The organism is Streptomyces sp. NPDC005402 (assembly GCF_040606575.1).
Taxonomy (GTDB): Bacteria; Actinomycetota; Actinomycetes; order Streptomycetales; family Streptomycetaceae; genus Streptomyces.
In genome coordinates, this window is the sequence record NZ_JBEXFB010000007.1 from 315,356 (window position 1) to 329,122 (window position 13,767).

10 protein-coding genes, 1 tRNA gene and 1 pseudogene are annotated in these 13,767 nt (G+C 65.2%); 5 read left to right on the plus strand and 7 right to left on the minus strand.

Annotation, left to right across the window (positions count from 1 at the left end; all coding sequences use genetic code 11):
* Positions 1-82: 82 nt before the first annotated feature.
* The gene (gene purU, locus ABZT02_RS16410; protein WP_356018479.1) at positions 83-934 is read right to left on the minus strand and encodes a formyltetrahydrofolate deformylase; all 852 of its coding nucleotides are present in this window, start codon (positions 932-934) and stop codon (positions 83-85) included.
* A 164-nt stretch (positions 935-1,098) separates the two neighbouring features.
* Positions 1,099-1,587, minus strand: coding sequence for a phospholipase (locus ABZT02_RS16415; protein ID WP_356018480.1), 489 nt, complete (start codon positions 1,585-1,587; stop codon positions 1,099-1,101).
* 200 nt (positions 1,588-1,787) lie between these two features.
* Here ABZT02_RS16415 and ABZT02_RS16420 point away from each other — a divergent pair, with 200 nt between their 5' ends.
* Together ABZT02_RS16420 and ABZT02_RS16425 are read left to right on the plus strand one after the other, a co-directional pair.
* On the plus strand, positions 1,788-2,207 hold the full coding sequence (locus ABZT02_RS16420) for a hypothetical protein (protein ID WP_356018481.1): 420 nt from the start codon (positions 1,788-1,790) through the stop codon (positions 2,205-2,207).
* 269 nt (positions 2,208-2,476) lie between these two features.
* Positions 2,477-2,552: transfer RNA gene (locus tag ABZT02_RS16425), tRNA-Arg, on the plus strand.
* A gap of 68 nt (positions 2,553-2,620) precedes the next feature.
* Here ABZT02_RS16425 and ABZT02_RS16430 read toward each other — a convergent pair.
* Both ABZT02_RS16430 and ABZT02_RS16435 read right to left on the minus strand, forming a co-directional pair.
* A complete protein-coding gene (locus ABZT02_RS16430) occupies positions 2,621-3,766 on the minus strand; it encodes a site-specific integrase (RefSeq protein WP_356018482.1) in 1,146 nt (381 codons plus the stop codon).
* A pseudogene (locus ABZT02_RS16435) lies at positions 3,766-3,873 on the minus strand (excisionase); the annotation flags it as partial. The gene ABZT02_RS16430 and the pseudogene ABZT02_RS16435, both read right to left, overlap by 1 nt.
* Before the next feature lie 646 nt (positions 3,874-4,519).
* Between ABZT02_RS16435 and ABZT02_RS16440 the strand changes: the two are divergent.
* The 3 genes from ABZT02_RS16440 (at position 4,520) to ABZT02_RS16450 (ending at position 6,927) form a co-directional block, all read left to right on the plus strand.
* Entirely contained in the window at positions 4,520-5,008 is a 489-nt protein-coding gene (locus ABZT02_RS16440) for an SLATT domain-containing protein (RefSeq protein ID WP_356018483.1), read from the plus strand.
* 128 nt (positions 5,009-5,136) lie between these two features.
* Positions 5,137-5,865: a hypothetical protein gene (locus tag ABZT02_RS16445; RefSeq protein WP_356018484.1), complete on the plus strand. Its 729-nt coding sequence runs from the start codon at positions 5,137-5,139 to the stop codon at positions 5,863-5,865.
* A gap of 54 nt (positions 5,866-5,919) precedes the next feature.
* Positions 5,920-6,927, plus strand: a complete 1,008-nt coding sequence (locus ABZT02_RS16450) for a hypothetical protein (RefSeq protein ID WP_356018485.1) — start codon at positions 5,920-5,922, stop codon at positions 6,925-6,927.
* A gap of 1,678 nt (positions 6,928-8,605) precedes the next feature.
* Here the strand turns inward: ABZT02_RS16450 and ABZT02_RS16455 are convergent.
* The 3 genes from ABZT02_RS16455 to helR form a co-directional block, all read right to left on the minus strand.
* Positions 8,606-8,968: a hypothetical protein gene (locus ABZT02_RS16455; RefSeq protein WP_356018487.1), complete on the minus strand. Its 363-nt coding sequence runs from the start codon at positions 8,966-8,968 to the stop codon at positions 8,606-8,608.
* Between the two features lie 172 nt (positions 8,969-9,140).
* Positions 9,141-10,883: a hypothetical protein gene (locus ABZT02_RS16460; protein ID WP_356018488.1), complete on the minus strand. Its 1,743-nt coding sequence runs from the start codon at positions 10,881-10,883 to the stop codon at positions 9,141-9,143.
* Between the two features lie 415 nt (positions 10,884-11,298).
* Positions 11,299-13,461 carry an RNA polymerase recycling motor ATPase HelR gene (helR, locus tag ABZT02_RS16465; protein WP_356018489.1) on the minus strand — a complete coding sequence of 721 codons (2,163 nt, stop codon included), beginning with the start codon at positions 13,459-13,461 and terminating at the stop codon, positions 11,299-11,301.
* Between the last annotated feature and the right edge of the window lie 306 nt (positions 13,462-13,767).

The following is a 13,767-nucleotide window of genomic DNA, read 5'->3' on the forward strand; positions in this document are numbered from 1 at the left end:
ACCCTCGCCGCCCTGCCTACACACCGGCTATACGGGACAGCGCCGGAGCGTCCCCCGCCCGGCTCGGGTGGCCGCGGTGGTCTCAGGCGAACACGACGGTGCGACGTCCGTTGGGCAGAACCCGGCGGGTGCTGTGCCAGTGCACGGCCCGGGCCAGGGCCTGGCACTCCACGTCGCGGCCGACGGCCACCAGCTGTTCCGGGGTGACGGCGTGGCTGACCCGCCGGACCTCCTGCTCGATGATCGGCCCCTCGTCGAGGTCGGCCGTCACATAGTGCGCGGTCGCGCCGATCAGCTTCACCCCACGTGCGTGCGCCTGGTGGTAGGGCTTGGCGCCCTTGAAGCTCGGCAGGAAGGAGTGGTGGATGTTGATGATGCGACCGCTGAGCTGCTTGCAGAAGTTGTCCGAGAGGACCTGCATGTAGCGCGCCAGCACCACCAGTTCGATCTGCTCCGCCTCGACCAGGTCCAGCACCTGTTGCTCGGCGAGGCCCTTGGTGTCCTTCGTCACGGGAATGTGGTGGAAGGGGATGTCGTACGTGCCGACCAGATCGCCGAAGTCCGGGTGGTTGGAGACGACGGCGGCGATCTCCACCGGCAGCGCGCCGGTCCGGGAGCGGAACAGGAGGTCGTTCAGGCAGTGCCCGAACTTGCTGACCATCAGCATGATCCGCATCCGTTCGTCGGCCCGGTGGATCTGCCAGTCCATGAGGAAGGAGTCACCGACGGCGGCGAAGCTGGCCCGTAGCTTCTCCACCGACGAGCACTCCGCGGAGAACGCGACCCGCATGAAGAACAGCCCGGTGTCGTGGTCGCCGAACTGCTGGCTGTCCTCGATGTTGCATCCGGTCATGAACAGGTAGCTGGACACGGCGTGCACGATGCCCTGCTTGTCGGCACAGGAGAGGGTCAGGACGTAGTGGTCGGCGGGCATGGGGTCTCCGGTGGGTGTGGGCCGGCGCCCGCCCGCGCAGATGGCAGGGCGCACGGGAGAGTGGGCGAAGAAGACCGGCCGCTCCGTCTCGGGGGTGACGGGGCGGCCGGTCGGAGGGCGGGCCAGGACAGCCTCCCCGCCCGGTCCTGTGGACGGGGTCGAACTCAGCGGGCGTCTGCCCTGCCGTCGGCCATCACCGAGTTCCCGAAGGCGGAGACCGCCTGGTAGTAGGTCCACGCCGTCGCCAGACACGCTGATCCCTTGGCACCGGTATAGGACGCGCAGACCCGCTTGAGGTCGGCGTAGAAGGCGTCGTCCAGCCGGTCCTTGTCCGCGGCGAACGTGCCGGCCGCCTTGTAGTTGCGGTACCCGAAGTCATGGCGGGCACAGGCGTTCTTGAACTCGAAGCCGAGGGGGTTGTCCGGGGATGTCGTGCAGTAGTCGGTGGACCAGTCGAAGCCGTAGGCGCTCCAGGTGGCCTGGTTCTGGCGAGCCGCGTTCCAGGCGTCGTAACTGCCGGCGCTCGACTGCGTCCAGTTGCTCAGCACCTGGGCCTTGTCGGCGGGAGCGGCGCTGGACTGACCGGCTGTCAGAACAGTGAGGGGCAGCGCGAGAGCGGCGGCGAGCAGGGGTCCAACAACGTGACGGCGCATGCGGAACGACCTCCAGAGGGGCTGTGCGAAGGGGCCCTGAAGTCCGGGGAGGGCCGGGGCGAGCCCACCGTGAACCGCACGTCTATGCCGGAGATATACGCCCCGGTGCCGCCGCGCCGACGGAGCGGATGTAGCGCGGATGTAGCGCGCCGCTGTGAGGTGTCGGCAGGACATGCTTCCCAGCGAAACGAGGAGTTCACATGCAGCGTCACCTGCGGCGAATGCTGTCGGCAGCACTGCTCAGCGCCCTGACCGCCGCTCTCACCGTGACGGCGTCGCCCACGTCGTACGCGGCGCCCGGCTGCGTCGACACGAGCGACTCCCGCAGCTGGGGACGCGGCGAGGTCTCAGCCTGCTTCGAGGACGGGAGGGCCCGGGTCCGGGGCAACGTCGTGGACCTCCTGCCCGGCGGCGGCCTGGGTGGCGCCGACGGGTACTGCGTCGCCTGGTACATCGAGTACGAGACCACGTCCGGCGACGCCTACCAGCACTCACCGGCGGCCTGCGGCCACCTCGGACGTACCGAGCAGACCTTCGACTACGACCCCTCGGCGGGCCAGTACGGAGTCAAGGGCATCACCGGCGTGAAGCGCGCCGTACTCAACCTGGTCTCCCTGTAGAAGTCACGGCGCCGGCGCGGGACGAAGTCCACGAACACCCCCACCGACCCGAACCTCCGACGAGCGCCAGTCGCCCCGCGCACAGACACAGCCGGCCACCCCACCGGCCCGCCCGCCCAGCACTGACACGCCGACCGCCACTGACAACCGCTAGACTGTGCGCGGTGCACCACTCAGGTGACGCACCCTGTGGATGTCTGGGCCCCGGAGGGCGGGATCCACCCGATAAGGGCGGATTTCCATCACCTTTGCCCACACATCCCCGCCACGCCTTCGTAGCTCAGGGGATAGAGCACCGCTCTCCTAAAGCGGGTGTCGCAGGTTCGAATCCTGCCGGGGGCACCAGGCAAAAGGCCCCGGACCGATCATGGTCCGGGGCCTTTGACATCCACTTTTGACATCAACGGGTGCGGTCACTGACGACCGGGCCGCCTCTTGAGCAGCCGATCCATGTGACTGATGGCCTCCCGCTGGGTGTCCTGCACCACGTGCGTGTACACGTCCATGGTGATGCTGATCTGACTGTGCCCGAGGATCTCCATCACGACGCGGGGAGCCACCCCGGCAGCGGTGAGCAGCGTGGCGCACCCGTGCCGGGCATCGTGCAGCCTGATCACGCGGAGGCCGGCGGACTGGGCGACGCGGGTGAAGGAGCGGTAGACGTTTCGCGGCTCGACCGGACGGCCGTTCCGGGTGGCGAAGACGTAGCCGCCGTCATCCCACGACTCCCCCGCGCGCTGCTTGGCGGTCATCTGCCGCATCCGGTGCCAGCGCAGCGGGGCGATGCACATGGCCGGGAGCGGAAGGGCACGGTTGCGGCGGTTCTTGGTGTCGTCGTCGTAGAGAACCCCTCGCCGCCGCTGGGTCTGCTGGCGGACGTACAGGACGCGCTTGTCCAGGTCCACGTCGGTCCAGCGCAACCCGACGAGTTCACCGCGCCGCAGTCCCATGGCGAGGACGAAGGCCGCGTACAGCGGGTCCTTCCGGGAGGCGGCGAGGAAGTCCAAGGTCTCGTCGAGCGTCCAGGGACTCAGCTCGCGCGACGAGGCCCGGGGCGGCTCGACAAGACCCGCAACGTTCCGTGCGATCAGCTCTTCCCGGCAGGCAGCGGACAAGGCCGTACGCAGCACTCGGTGCGATTCCTTGGCCGTGGCCGCTGTCGTCCTGTTCTCCAGCTGAGTCGGGAAGCGCCGGACGTCGGCGACGCCGGGGGATTCGAGCCGCTTGGAGCCGAGCATGGGCACGAGGTAGAGCCTGACGTGCGTCTCGTACTTGTCGTAGGTGCTGAGCTTCCGGCGGGGCTTGACGATGTTGTCCAGCCAGTAGGGCAGCCAGTCCGAGAGCTTCGCCGAGCGGGTGGGCACGGGTACGCCCTGGTCGACCTTGGCCAGCAGCTCACGACGCTTGGTGTCGCACTCCTGCCAGGTCTTGCCGTACGCGAACTTGCGGGCACGGGTGCCGTCCGGCTGGAGGACGTAAACCGCGCACTGATAGCGGCCGTCCTTGCGCTTGGTGATGGTGCCGGCGCCGTTGGGGTTCCGCCTGCGTTGCTGCGCCATCAGGCCGCCGCCTCCAGTTCATTGCTGATGTACTCGCGGACAGCCCGTGCCGGAATCCGACGGCACCGGCCGATGGTGATCGAGGGCAGGCGACGGGAGCGGATCAACACGGACCCATGCACGCCCCAGCAGACCGACTGAGTTACAACTTTCTCTACTGGTTCAAGGCGGCTCGCTCCGCTCCCCGCGCGCGGCCCGGTTCCCCGGCTCGCCGCTCCTGTCTCCGCCCCGCTCCGGCCCGGTCCGCCAGGCCGCGCGACAGGCAATAGTGGCCAACTGGCCTCAGAGAAGGCGTACCTCGCGGCTTCGGCGGTCGGCTCCACGGCTTCATCCACTCCTCCGGTCCAGTCGGAGTCCCGTGTTGAGCGTGACCGGGGGGACTCGCGCTTGGGAAGCAAGGCCCACCCGAGTCACCGACCAGCGTACGGTCCACTTGATCATGTTCGACCTCAGACCGGGCAGGCCGCCGGCCAAACCCGCTCTGCCGACCTCGAATTGATCTTGCAACTGTCACTGGTCGGACATTTTTCGACACAGGCTTGCACTTCAATTCCAATTACCGAACAAAGGTTGTCGCGAGAAGCGCCAGCGATGCTATATCGACCCGACCCAAGATCAAGTCTATCGATCATGGAGCCGGTTCCGCTCGGACCGGAAAGGACACATTGACAGGCCGTCGCGGATGGACCCACTATGTACACATATGGTTGAAGCCGAAAACCAGGATACGCGGGCGAAGCACATAGGGAGACCATGCGTCAGCCAGACAGGAACATTGATCCAGAAACCCTAATCTCACAGTGGAAGAACGGCCTGCGCATCCTTCATATTGCGAATCACCGATGCGCCTCTCGCTATCAAGCCAGGCATCAGGCGATTGGTATCTCATCCGTGACATTATCAGTCATTGTGGGCACTTCCATTTTCGCTACGGTCTCCCAAGCTCCAATTTTTTGGATTTCGATAGCTACAGGCTCGATTAGTGTTGCGAATGCTCTCCTAGCGGCCCTCCAAACACATCTCAGGTATCCGGAACGCTCGGAGAAGCATCTCCAAGCAGCCCACCAATACGGCTCCCTCAGGAGGCATCTAGAAGAGAAATCATCTGCCGCTAAAACTCCGTCAAAGCTCGTGGAAGTACTGGCCGAAATAGGCCCCAAGTGGAATGAAATCGATCACAGCGCGCCGCCAATTCCACAACGGGTGAACAATAAAGTCGTCCGAGAGGTAAAGCAAGCATGAATCGCGGCTCGAAATTAACACCGCCCGGCCTCTATGCGCACTTCCCTGGAGTTCTCATTTCGACTAGCGCGCGACACGCTATAGGATGCGCATCATTCGTTTCCCTTGAGGCAGATCAATGGGTAGAGATGGACAGCGATTTCGACTCGAATTCCTCTAAATCTGCCTTCAATCGCGCAGCGCCGACTTTCGCCTTCTTTGATCCCGAAAGCATTGGAAATGTCGATACCGAAGTGGCCACTCCGATCATCAAAGCAATCTACTACAGCCTCCTCATCAGCACTGGGGAGAAACTCCCCAACCCCCTATTTTCAATGCGCTATCGATTCTCCAACGGTGGCGTTTCCCGCCTAATCGGACCTTACGGTCGAGAGGCTTTGCTATCAGCAGGCAGCCACAACAAGGTGCAGCTGGGGAGGAGGACGGTTAGAAAATCACGTCGAATATTCAGAAATCTGCGCCAAGCGGAGTCAAAAGAATCTGCGGTGTGGAACGCTATCGAAAGCCTTTCACGCACTGCTTTGATAGATCTTTCACCTGAGAATGAATTCGTTCATTGCACAATAGCGATCGAAACGCTATTGATGCCCCATGTGCGGAGAAATCTAAAGAGAGAGTTCTCACGCCGAGTGACTGACGTGTGTTCGGCAGAAAGTCAGGCAGCGGTCAACTGGTCAACGCTGGCAGACCTAGTATACGCAGTGCGTAGCGATATTCTGCATGGTGGTGACTACTCTAGAACGATGAACCAAGCCGGGACTACGCCAGAAGCTCTCCTGCCGCAGGCACGTAAAATCCTCGCTGCGTGCATACGATCGACCCTCCTAAATAGCCCACAGTGGAATCCCTGTGAGTGAAAGTCTTTAGAACGGACACTCCAGTCACGACTGAACTCTGGAATTGAAAAAAGCATGAGTATTGACGATCGGTTCGATCTTACGCATCCATCTAAAGTTATCTACTGCTATCCCGTGTGGGGCATAAAGTGCGATGCGAATGTCTTTTGTTTCGATTCAGTAATTCTGCGAGATCTCGACCTGATGGAATGGTTAATTATCGAAAGGAGGGATATCTTTGATTACCTTTATACAATCGAATTGGCGGCGCCTGACAGGCCAAGCAAGATGCCTGCTTGTCTGCTCGGCAGTTCCGATTATGACGACGTTAGGGGGCTATCGAAAAGGTCGCTGGAATTCGACAACGCTGTTGGAGCCTGGACACTTGCCATGCGACTGAGCGGATATAGCGAATTCGTTGACCCTCTGCAGGCAGGGCTGTACGTCAGGTGGACGTCACTCAACGTTCGGTCGCCGAGTTACTACCGTCAAGATCTGTACGGAGCCAGGGATAACGTACCATTTCCCCATGGAAATTTTGAGAATATCTGCAAACTATTTAGAGAACTAACGGAAATTCAGCCTAACACAACCGCTTCCCCCCTGCTTCTAGCTCTCGATAACTTCCGCCATTCCTACGACCTGTACATCGGACTCCATTCCGAGCTGTCTTTGAGGTTCACCTCCCTTGAAAACATACACGGCCATTTTGGGCCACGCGGTGCTAGTAGATACCGCGGGATTGGCCTCCTTGAGAGGTTAACTACACTTTCGACACAGAATGGCGTGAGCCTTCCCATTGCCAGTCTTCGCGAGATCGCTCGACTCAGGAACGGGGTTGCCCACAATGGGGCGATTGATTTGTCGGAAGTTGATCAATCGCTATTCGGCATGATTGAGGGTTTCGTCATGCTATCGATTTTGGACTGCCTGAAGTTCTTCAGAGAGCCTCCCGAATATCTCGAAGAGGTATGCAATTTCACGGGAGAGTCTGTCCTAATTCACGCATACAGGACCCTGATGTCTCTATGCTACTCAGAGAGTCGTACGGCAATTGATCTCTGCAATTTATACAGGTCGTGACCCCGACCGAGAGCGTAGAGATATCACACGACCGAAGCGCGCCATTACACTCCGCACAGGTCAACAGACCAATTTTCCCTAAATCATGTGAGCTTCCCAAGCTGATGGCTCCGGTGTCGTCGCCACGAGCCGGCCGTCGGGGCTTGCTTTGGTTGACGACAGACCCCGACAACGTTGCTGAGGCCGGTGGGGTGCAGCGAGACACACGCGCGCCTGATCGGTCGGCGTACTCGCCATCGTGGCTGACTGTCGTGGGCTGAGATTCAAGCCTCCGGCGCGCAGCACACTCCAGCTCTGAGCCACGGCTCTCCGTTAGGGTGCGCTGCATGACCAGCAGCGCTCTGCCTACCGCGAGTGCAGTCAGCCCACGAAGTCCGGTGGCTTCGTGTTCTCCAAGCGGGAGGAAGACACCCGGCGCGCCTGCCGTTCCCTGTGGATGTGTGCCAGTCGGCACGTTTGGTGGAATTGGACCGATCGACCGGATGACCCGTTGGAAGTCCGGCCCGCGCCAAGGCTATTCCGCTGACATCCAACACTGACATCAACGGCTACGAACAGCAGCAGTTGTCGGCGGCCTTCCACTGCCCCAGTACTCACAGGCGGCCCCACCACACCGGGAATTGATCGAACTCCTAAAGCGGGTGTCGCAGGTTCGAATCCTGCCGGGGGCACGACTAAGGGCCAGTTCAGAGGCTTGATCCCCTCGACTGGCCCTTTGCCATGATCACGGCCGTGCCACGCGTGCCACAAAGTCCACTAGGAATCCACATCGCCCCGTTGCCGGTCACCGCAGGCACAAGGTGATGATTCCGGCGGGGGATCAGCCAGCGCCGGGATGGAGGGGGCGTTGTTCCCGAGCGCGGTTCAGTAGTGGCGGGCGTGGCGTACTCCTGTCCCATCCACGGCCGTCCTAGGCGGACGGGATGGGTGCTGGGGAGAGTGGGGGTAAGGGCGCTGAGCGACGGACCGGGTCATGGCCCCTCACACGGAGCTGCTCCGTCGGCCTTATCGGACGCCTCATCCGGTGCGTCGCCATCGGTGGCGGGGAATATCAGTCGTGCGCTGAGGCTGATCGCCCCCAGGGCTCCCAGCATGAGGCCGGTACGAAGCCATCTCATGGCGCCCTCCCAGTCCTGAGGGCTACCGAAAACCCTCCAGAGCACGAGGGTGATGCCGAGCAGAAGGAGCGCCATGCCTGCGATGCGGCTTAACCGATGATGCATGCGCTCATGATCCATGCGCACCGTGGCAGGTGACGTGACGGTCAGCCCGTGGTGATCGGACTCACACACTCTACGGTTATGCCGGACCCGCTCACCGACCGCGTGAAGCCCCGTCAGCGTCTCGCCAGGTCAGCGCACATCTGCAGACGCCATCTTCTGAACTTGCGATACCAACCTAGGTGTTGCTCTCCACGGGTTCAGCTTTCACCCAGCGGACCACAAAGGCTCGCCCGGCCGAGTCACTACGAAGTCTTGATGGGTCGGGAGGCCCGAGATTTCGATCCGCGCACCGCCCCGAAGACGTCCAACAGCCCACCCTTGATCAGGTACATGAGGCAGACCGACCCGACGAACCGTTGGAGATCTGCCCGATAACGGCGGCGACAACCGGCGGTTGCGTATGAAGCCTGTGTGCGAGGTAGGCCCACCCGGCGCCGGATCGAACTGGGCCGACGTCATTCCTCGCGGTGCTGAGCGAACACCTGTTGCTGCTCATCCCGCCAACTCCAGTTGGCCGGACGGGAGAAGGGCAGGCTTCGGGCGAGGCCTGAGAATTGGTCGGAGGGTTCCCGGCTGGCCTTGTTCACCACGATCGCCGAGAGCATCGGTGCCCGTCCGTCCTCGTTGCGGTAGAGGCAGACATCCTTGAGCAGGTAGGTCATCACTCCGCGGTGAGGCGGGACGGAGTCGAAGCCCTGTGCCGCCAACTCGGCGCTCAGATCCCCGTACGTGATGGTCATTCCCTGCCGGGCCCTGTTCTGCAGGATCTCGACGGCCGCTTCGACCGCTGCCGGGTACTCCGGGTCCTTGATCCTCATTGTCCCTCCCCCATCGCGTGCACACTGTCCAGCCCGCGCATCGTATCGACCAGGCACCGTCCCGTACTGCTGGAAGCGGCAGAAGGGGGCTTGCCAGAACCGTGCCAGGCCGTGCACGCGCGGGCGCGGGCGCGGGCTCGGGCTCGGGCTCGGGAACCCGGCGCCTCGGGTGTCACTGCCTGACGGTGAAGTACTGCCATGCGCCCCAAGTGCTGAGGTTGCCGGTGTCCTTGCTGCTGTGGACGTACTCGGCCCGCATACGGAACTTGCTGTTGACCGCGTGGGTCAGGCTCAGCGTCGCGTAGCCGGTGCTCTTGGTGCTGAGGGTGTGGCAGGTGGAGGTGCTCTGTGTGTGCCAGGCACCGCCGTAGTACCGCTGGGTCTGGAAGCGCACGCACTGGCCGGACTTGTCGGGCGTGACCGTGGCGTTCAGCTTGGCCTTGGCGGTGTGGTGGTAGACCCGGTAGAGAAGGCTGCCGTAGTGGGTGCTGCCGTAGTAGCCGCTCAGCGACTCGGACACCTTGGCGTGGGCCGACGCGGTACTGGCGGCCGTGGCGGGGGCGTAGCGGTGGTCACCGGCGAAAGCTGCGGTGAAGGTGGTCTTGCGGGTGAGCTTGTAGGTCGCGGTCAGGTTGCCGTGGCTGTCCACCGTGCCGGTCCTGATCAGCGCCTGCCTGCCGCCGTAGGGCTGGGCGTAGATCGCGAGCGTGCGGCCGTTGTAGGTCGTGCCGAGGTGGGCGGTGACCTTCGCGGTCGCGCCGTAGGCGTACGACGGGGCGTTGGTGGTGACGGACACCGCGGTGGCGCTGCGGGAGACCTGGACGGTCGCGGACGCGTTGACGGCCTGGTGGCCGGAGTCACCCGGGTACGTCACGGTGTACGTGTTGGCTCCCCCGACCTGCGGGACATCGGCGACGCGGAAGGTGCCGTCGGCGGACAACGGCGCATCGGGCAGTGTCACGCCCGCGGGATGGGCCAGGTCGTTCCTGACGACGTGGACGGTCTCACCGGATGGGTACGGAGCCGCCGACAGCTGACCGGAGACGTCCAGTGGGGCCGCCCGGCCGGATGTCGCCGGGGCGGTGAGGGTGAGGGTGGGCGAAGCCGGGGGCGGGAGCTGCGAAGGAACCGCGACCTCGTACCCGGTCGGCCGTGACCGGTTACCGGCCGCGTCGACCCCGACGACGTTCAAGGTGTGGACACCCCAGGGCAGGGTGGTCGTGAGACTTCCGTGTCCCTCGGGGTCGGCGGGAACCTGAGGGGCGCCGGTGCCGGGCTCCTGGTCGAGGGCGTACGCGAAGTGGTCCAGGCCGCTGGCCCGGCAGTCCGGAGTTCCCGCCTCGGCGCACCCGCTGGGCAGGGAGTCGCCGGAGCCGAAGCTGAACGTGGTGAGCTGCCCGGCAGCCTTGGTGGGCGTTCCGGGGCTGCCCACCGGGGGGAAGTCCGGGTTGGTGACGACCGGGGCGAGGGGCGCGCTCGCGTCCACCGTGAAGTAGCAGGGCGCCGACGGATTCGAGTACGCCGTCCCGTCGTAGGTCGATGCGTGCCAGCCGTAGGTGTGGCCGTCCGACAAGGGCAGCGGGACGTACACGTTCTGGGAGGACACCGGCAGCCCGGAGACGGACCCGTCCGCCGTCTGCGAACCGTCCGCGTCCCACGCGTGGACGACTCCCTGATACGTCACCCCGTTCACCGTCGGCCGTGGTACGCCGATGGAGACGGTCATGCCCGCGGGAGGCGGACTGGACACGGCGGTCCAGACCGGGGCGCCGTCGCTGCCGCAGGCCGCTGCGACCGGCACCGTGGGTGTCGGCAGCGCGGGGTCGATCGGGGTCTCGTCGGCGGCTGCCGCCGCCGGTGACGCCACCATCACCGCGCCGGCCAGCAGAAGCGCGAGCCGGCCGCGTCGGTGCACGATTCGATTCACAGGTGTCTTCGTTTCGGGCTGGGCCGAGCCGGCCGGTCGGTGTCGAGTACCTACGCTCGCGACGGGGTCGACGCACTGGATCCGGTCGCGCGTACGAGGGCGGCCCGTCCTTCCGGCACACCCGCCCGTACGTCCGTCCCCCGTTGCTGCGGCACGGAACCGCAGAGCACGCGGAGCGTAACACCGCCTCTGACCAGCCCAGCGATCCTTGATCAACCATTTACCGGACGGGGTGCACGGCTGTCCGCACGTCGTCCGCGGCGCCGCTGCCGATCCTCTGGCCCGGCCCCTGGCGGTCTCCCTGTGGCCACCCGCAAGGCCATCACCGGGCTCACCCTCTATCTGCTGGTGCCCGCTGTCGTGGCGCTGGTCCCGGAGGTGATCCAGCGGCTGTGACCGGCCGTCAGGCCTTCGGATCGCCACTCGTGAGGATCACCAGCCGCTGTGTCGCCCTGGTCATCGCCACATACCGGTCCACCGCCCCCTCGACGCCCTCCCCGAAGTTCTGCGGGTCCACGAGGATCACCAGGTCGAACTCGAGGCCCTTCGAGAGTGCCGGGGTCAGGGATCGCACCCTGGGCGTCGAGCGGAATCCGGGGGCGCCGATGACGCAGGCGATGCCCTCGGGGTGGGTGGTGAGCCAGGTGTCCAGCAGCGCGGTCAGTTCCGTCTGCGAGCCGTGGGTGACCGGGATGCCGGTGCTGCGGACCGACGTGGGGACGTTGGCGTCCGGGAGGGCGGCGCGGATGACCGGCTCGGCCTCCTTCATGATCTCTTCCGGGGTGCGGTAGTTGATGCTCAGGGAGGCCATTTCCACGCGGTCGAGGCCCACCCGCCCGAGCCTCTCCTGCCAGGACTCCGTGAAGCCGTGCCTGGCCTGGGCGCGGTCGCCGACGATGGTGAAGCTGCGGGACGGGCAGCGCAGCAGCAGCATCTGCCACTCGGCGTCGGTCAGTTCCTGCGCCTCGTCCACGACGACGTGGGCGAACGGGCCGGCGAGCAGGTCCGGGTCGGCGATGTGCAGGGCGGACTCGTCGACCAGGGCGTGGTGGAAGTCCTCGCCCCGGAGCATCGTCACCAGGCCCATCCCGTACTCGTCGTCGGCGACCGCGCTCAGGTTGTCCACGACCGTGGCCATGCGCTCGCGTTCGGCGGCGAGGGTGGCCTCGTTGCGGCGCCTGCGGCGGGAGATCTCCGGGTCGCCGAGCCGCTGGCGTGCCGCGTCCAGGAGCGGCAGGTCGGACACCGTCCAGGCCTGGCCGTCGGCGCGCTGCAAGGTCCGTACCTCGTCGCGGTCCAGCCAGGGAGCGCACATCCGCAGATAGGCGGGGACGGTCCACAGGTCCGAGACCAGGTCGGCCGCTTCCAGGAGCGGCCACGCGCGGTTGAACGCGGTGAGCAACTCCCTGTTCTGGCGCAGGGACTTGCGGAGCAGCGCCTCCGGGGCGTCGCCCTCGTGCCTGTCCACCAGGATCGTGAGCAGCTCGTTCCAGACCTGGTCGCGCGCGTCGTTGTGCGGGGCGCCCTCGGCCGCGTCGAACGCCTCGGCCCAGTCGGTGGCGGTCAGCGGGATGTCGGACCAGTGGGTGGTCACGGTCATGCCCTCGGCGGGCGGCTCCTCGTAGAACCGTACGGCCTTCTCGATCGCCCGGACCAGGTCGGCCGACGACTTCAGGCGGGCCACCTCCGGGTCGGTCTCGACCCCCGCCGTGGCGCCCTCGGCCACGAGGTCCCTGAGGATGCAGGTCTGCACGCCCTCCTCGCCCAGGCTGGGCAGGACGTCGGAGACGTAGGCCAGGTAGGGCCGGTGCGGGCCGACGAACAGGACGCCGCCGCGGCGGTGGCCCAGGCGCGGGTCGGAGTGCAGGAGGTAGGCGGAGCGGTGCAGGGCGACGACGGTCTTGCCGGTGCCGGGCCCGCCGTCCACGACGAGGGCGCCGCGGGATCCCGCGCGGATGATGGCGTCCTGGTCGGCCTGGATGGTGCCGAGGACGTCCCGCATCCGTTCGGAGCGGTCGGTGCCGAGGCTGGCGATGAAGGCGGACTGGTCGTCGAGTGCGGCGTGCCCGGCGAAGCCGTCGGGGGCGAACACCTCGTCCCAGTAGTCGCTGATCCGGCCGTTCGTCCAGCGGTACCTGCGGCGGCTGGCCAGGCCCATCGGGTTGGCGTGGGTGGCCCCGAAGAACGGTTCGGCCGCGGGGGACCGCCAGTCGACGAGCAGCCGGCGGCCCGTGCTGTCCGTCAGGCCGAGCCGTCCGACGTACACGGGCTCGGGGTCTTCCGCGCCGACCATGTGTCCGAGGCACAGGTCCAGGCCGAAGCGGCGCAGGGTGCGCAGCCGGGCGCTGAGGCGGTGGATCTCCGTGTCCCGGTCCATGGCTTCCTGGCCGATGCCGCCGGGCGCCCGGAGGGTGGCGGCGAGGGTGTCGGACAGTTCGGCGATCGTCTGCTCCAGGCACTCCGCGATGGCCGCGAAGTGCTCCTCGTCGGCCGTGATCAGCGCCGGGTCGGCCTTGGCGGCGAGGCGCTCGGGAAGGTCGAACACGCGGGTGGGCAGGGAATTCAAGTCAGCAGCTCCGGTTCGAGGTCCTCGGCCGTGGGGCCTACGGCCGGTAAGTGTGCGCCTCGACGGGGGCCTTGCCGCAAGTCCCCCGGTGCGCTATACGTTGAACATGGCAAGGAGGCACTGACCTCCCTGCCTTTTCTTATGCCCCAGGGTATCCGGAAGGTTTTCGAAACATTCGGAGCCGGGTCACCTCTATTCGTCTCGCGCCTTCTCCGATCTTCCGAAAGATTTCGACGTTTCCTCAGGTGAGAGGGATCTCGAAGCATTCGAAACATGTGCCGAAACTGTTGACGCTTGACAGGGGCA

Bases quoted from the DNA above. Each gene is read 5' to 3' on its own strand.
- ABZT02_RS16440 (WP_356018483.1), top strand. From the start codon at position 4,520: ATGCGTCAGCCAGACAGGAACATTGATCCAGAAACCCTAATCTCACAG.
- ABZT02_RS16450 (WP_356018485.1), top strand. From the start codon at position 5,920: ATGAGTATTGACGATCGGTTCGATCTTACGCATCCATCTAAAGTTATC.
- ABZT02_RS16445 (WP_356018484.1), top strand. From the start codon at position 5,137: ATGGACAGCGATTTCGACTCGAATTCCTCTAAATCTGCCTTCAATCGC.
- purU (WP_356018479.1), bottom strand. From the start codon at position 934: ATGCCCGCCGACCACTACGTCCTGACCCTCTCCTGTGCCGACAAGCAG.
- ABZT02_RS16415 (WP_356018480.1), bottom strand. From the start codon at position 1,587: ATGCGCCGTCACGTTGTTGGACCCCTGCTCGCCGCCGCTCTCGCGCTG.
- ABZT02_RS16455 (WP_356018487.1), bottom strand. From the start codon at position 8,968: ATGAGGATCAAGGACCCGGAGTACCCGGCAGCGGTCGAAGCGGCCGTC.
- ABZT02_RS16430 (WP_356018482.1), bottom strand. From the start codon at position 3,766: ATGGCGCAGCAACGCAGGCGGAACCCCAACGGCGCCGGCACCATCACC.
- ABZT02_RS16420 (WP_356018481.1), top strand. From the start codon at position 1,788: ATGCAGCGTCACCTGCGGCGAATGCTGTCGGCAGCACTGCTCAGCGCC.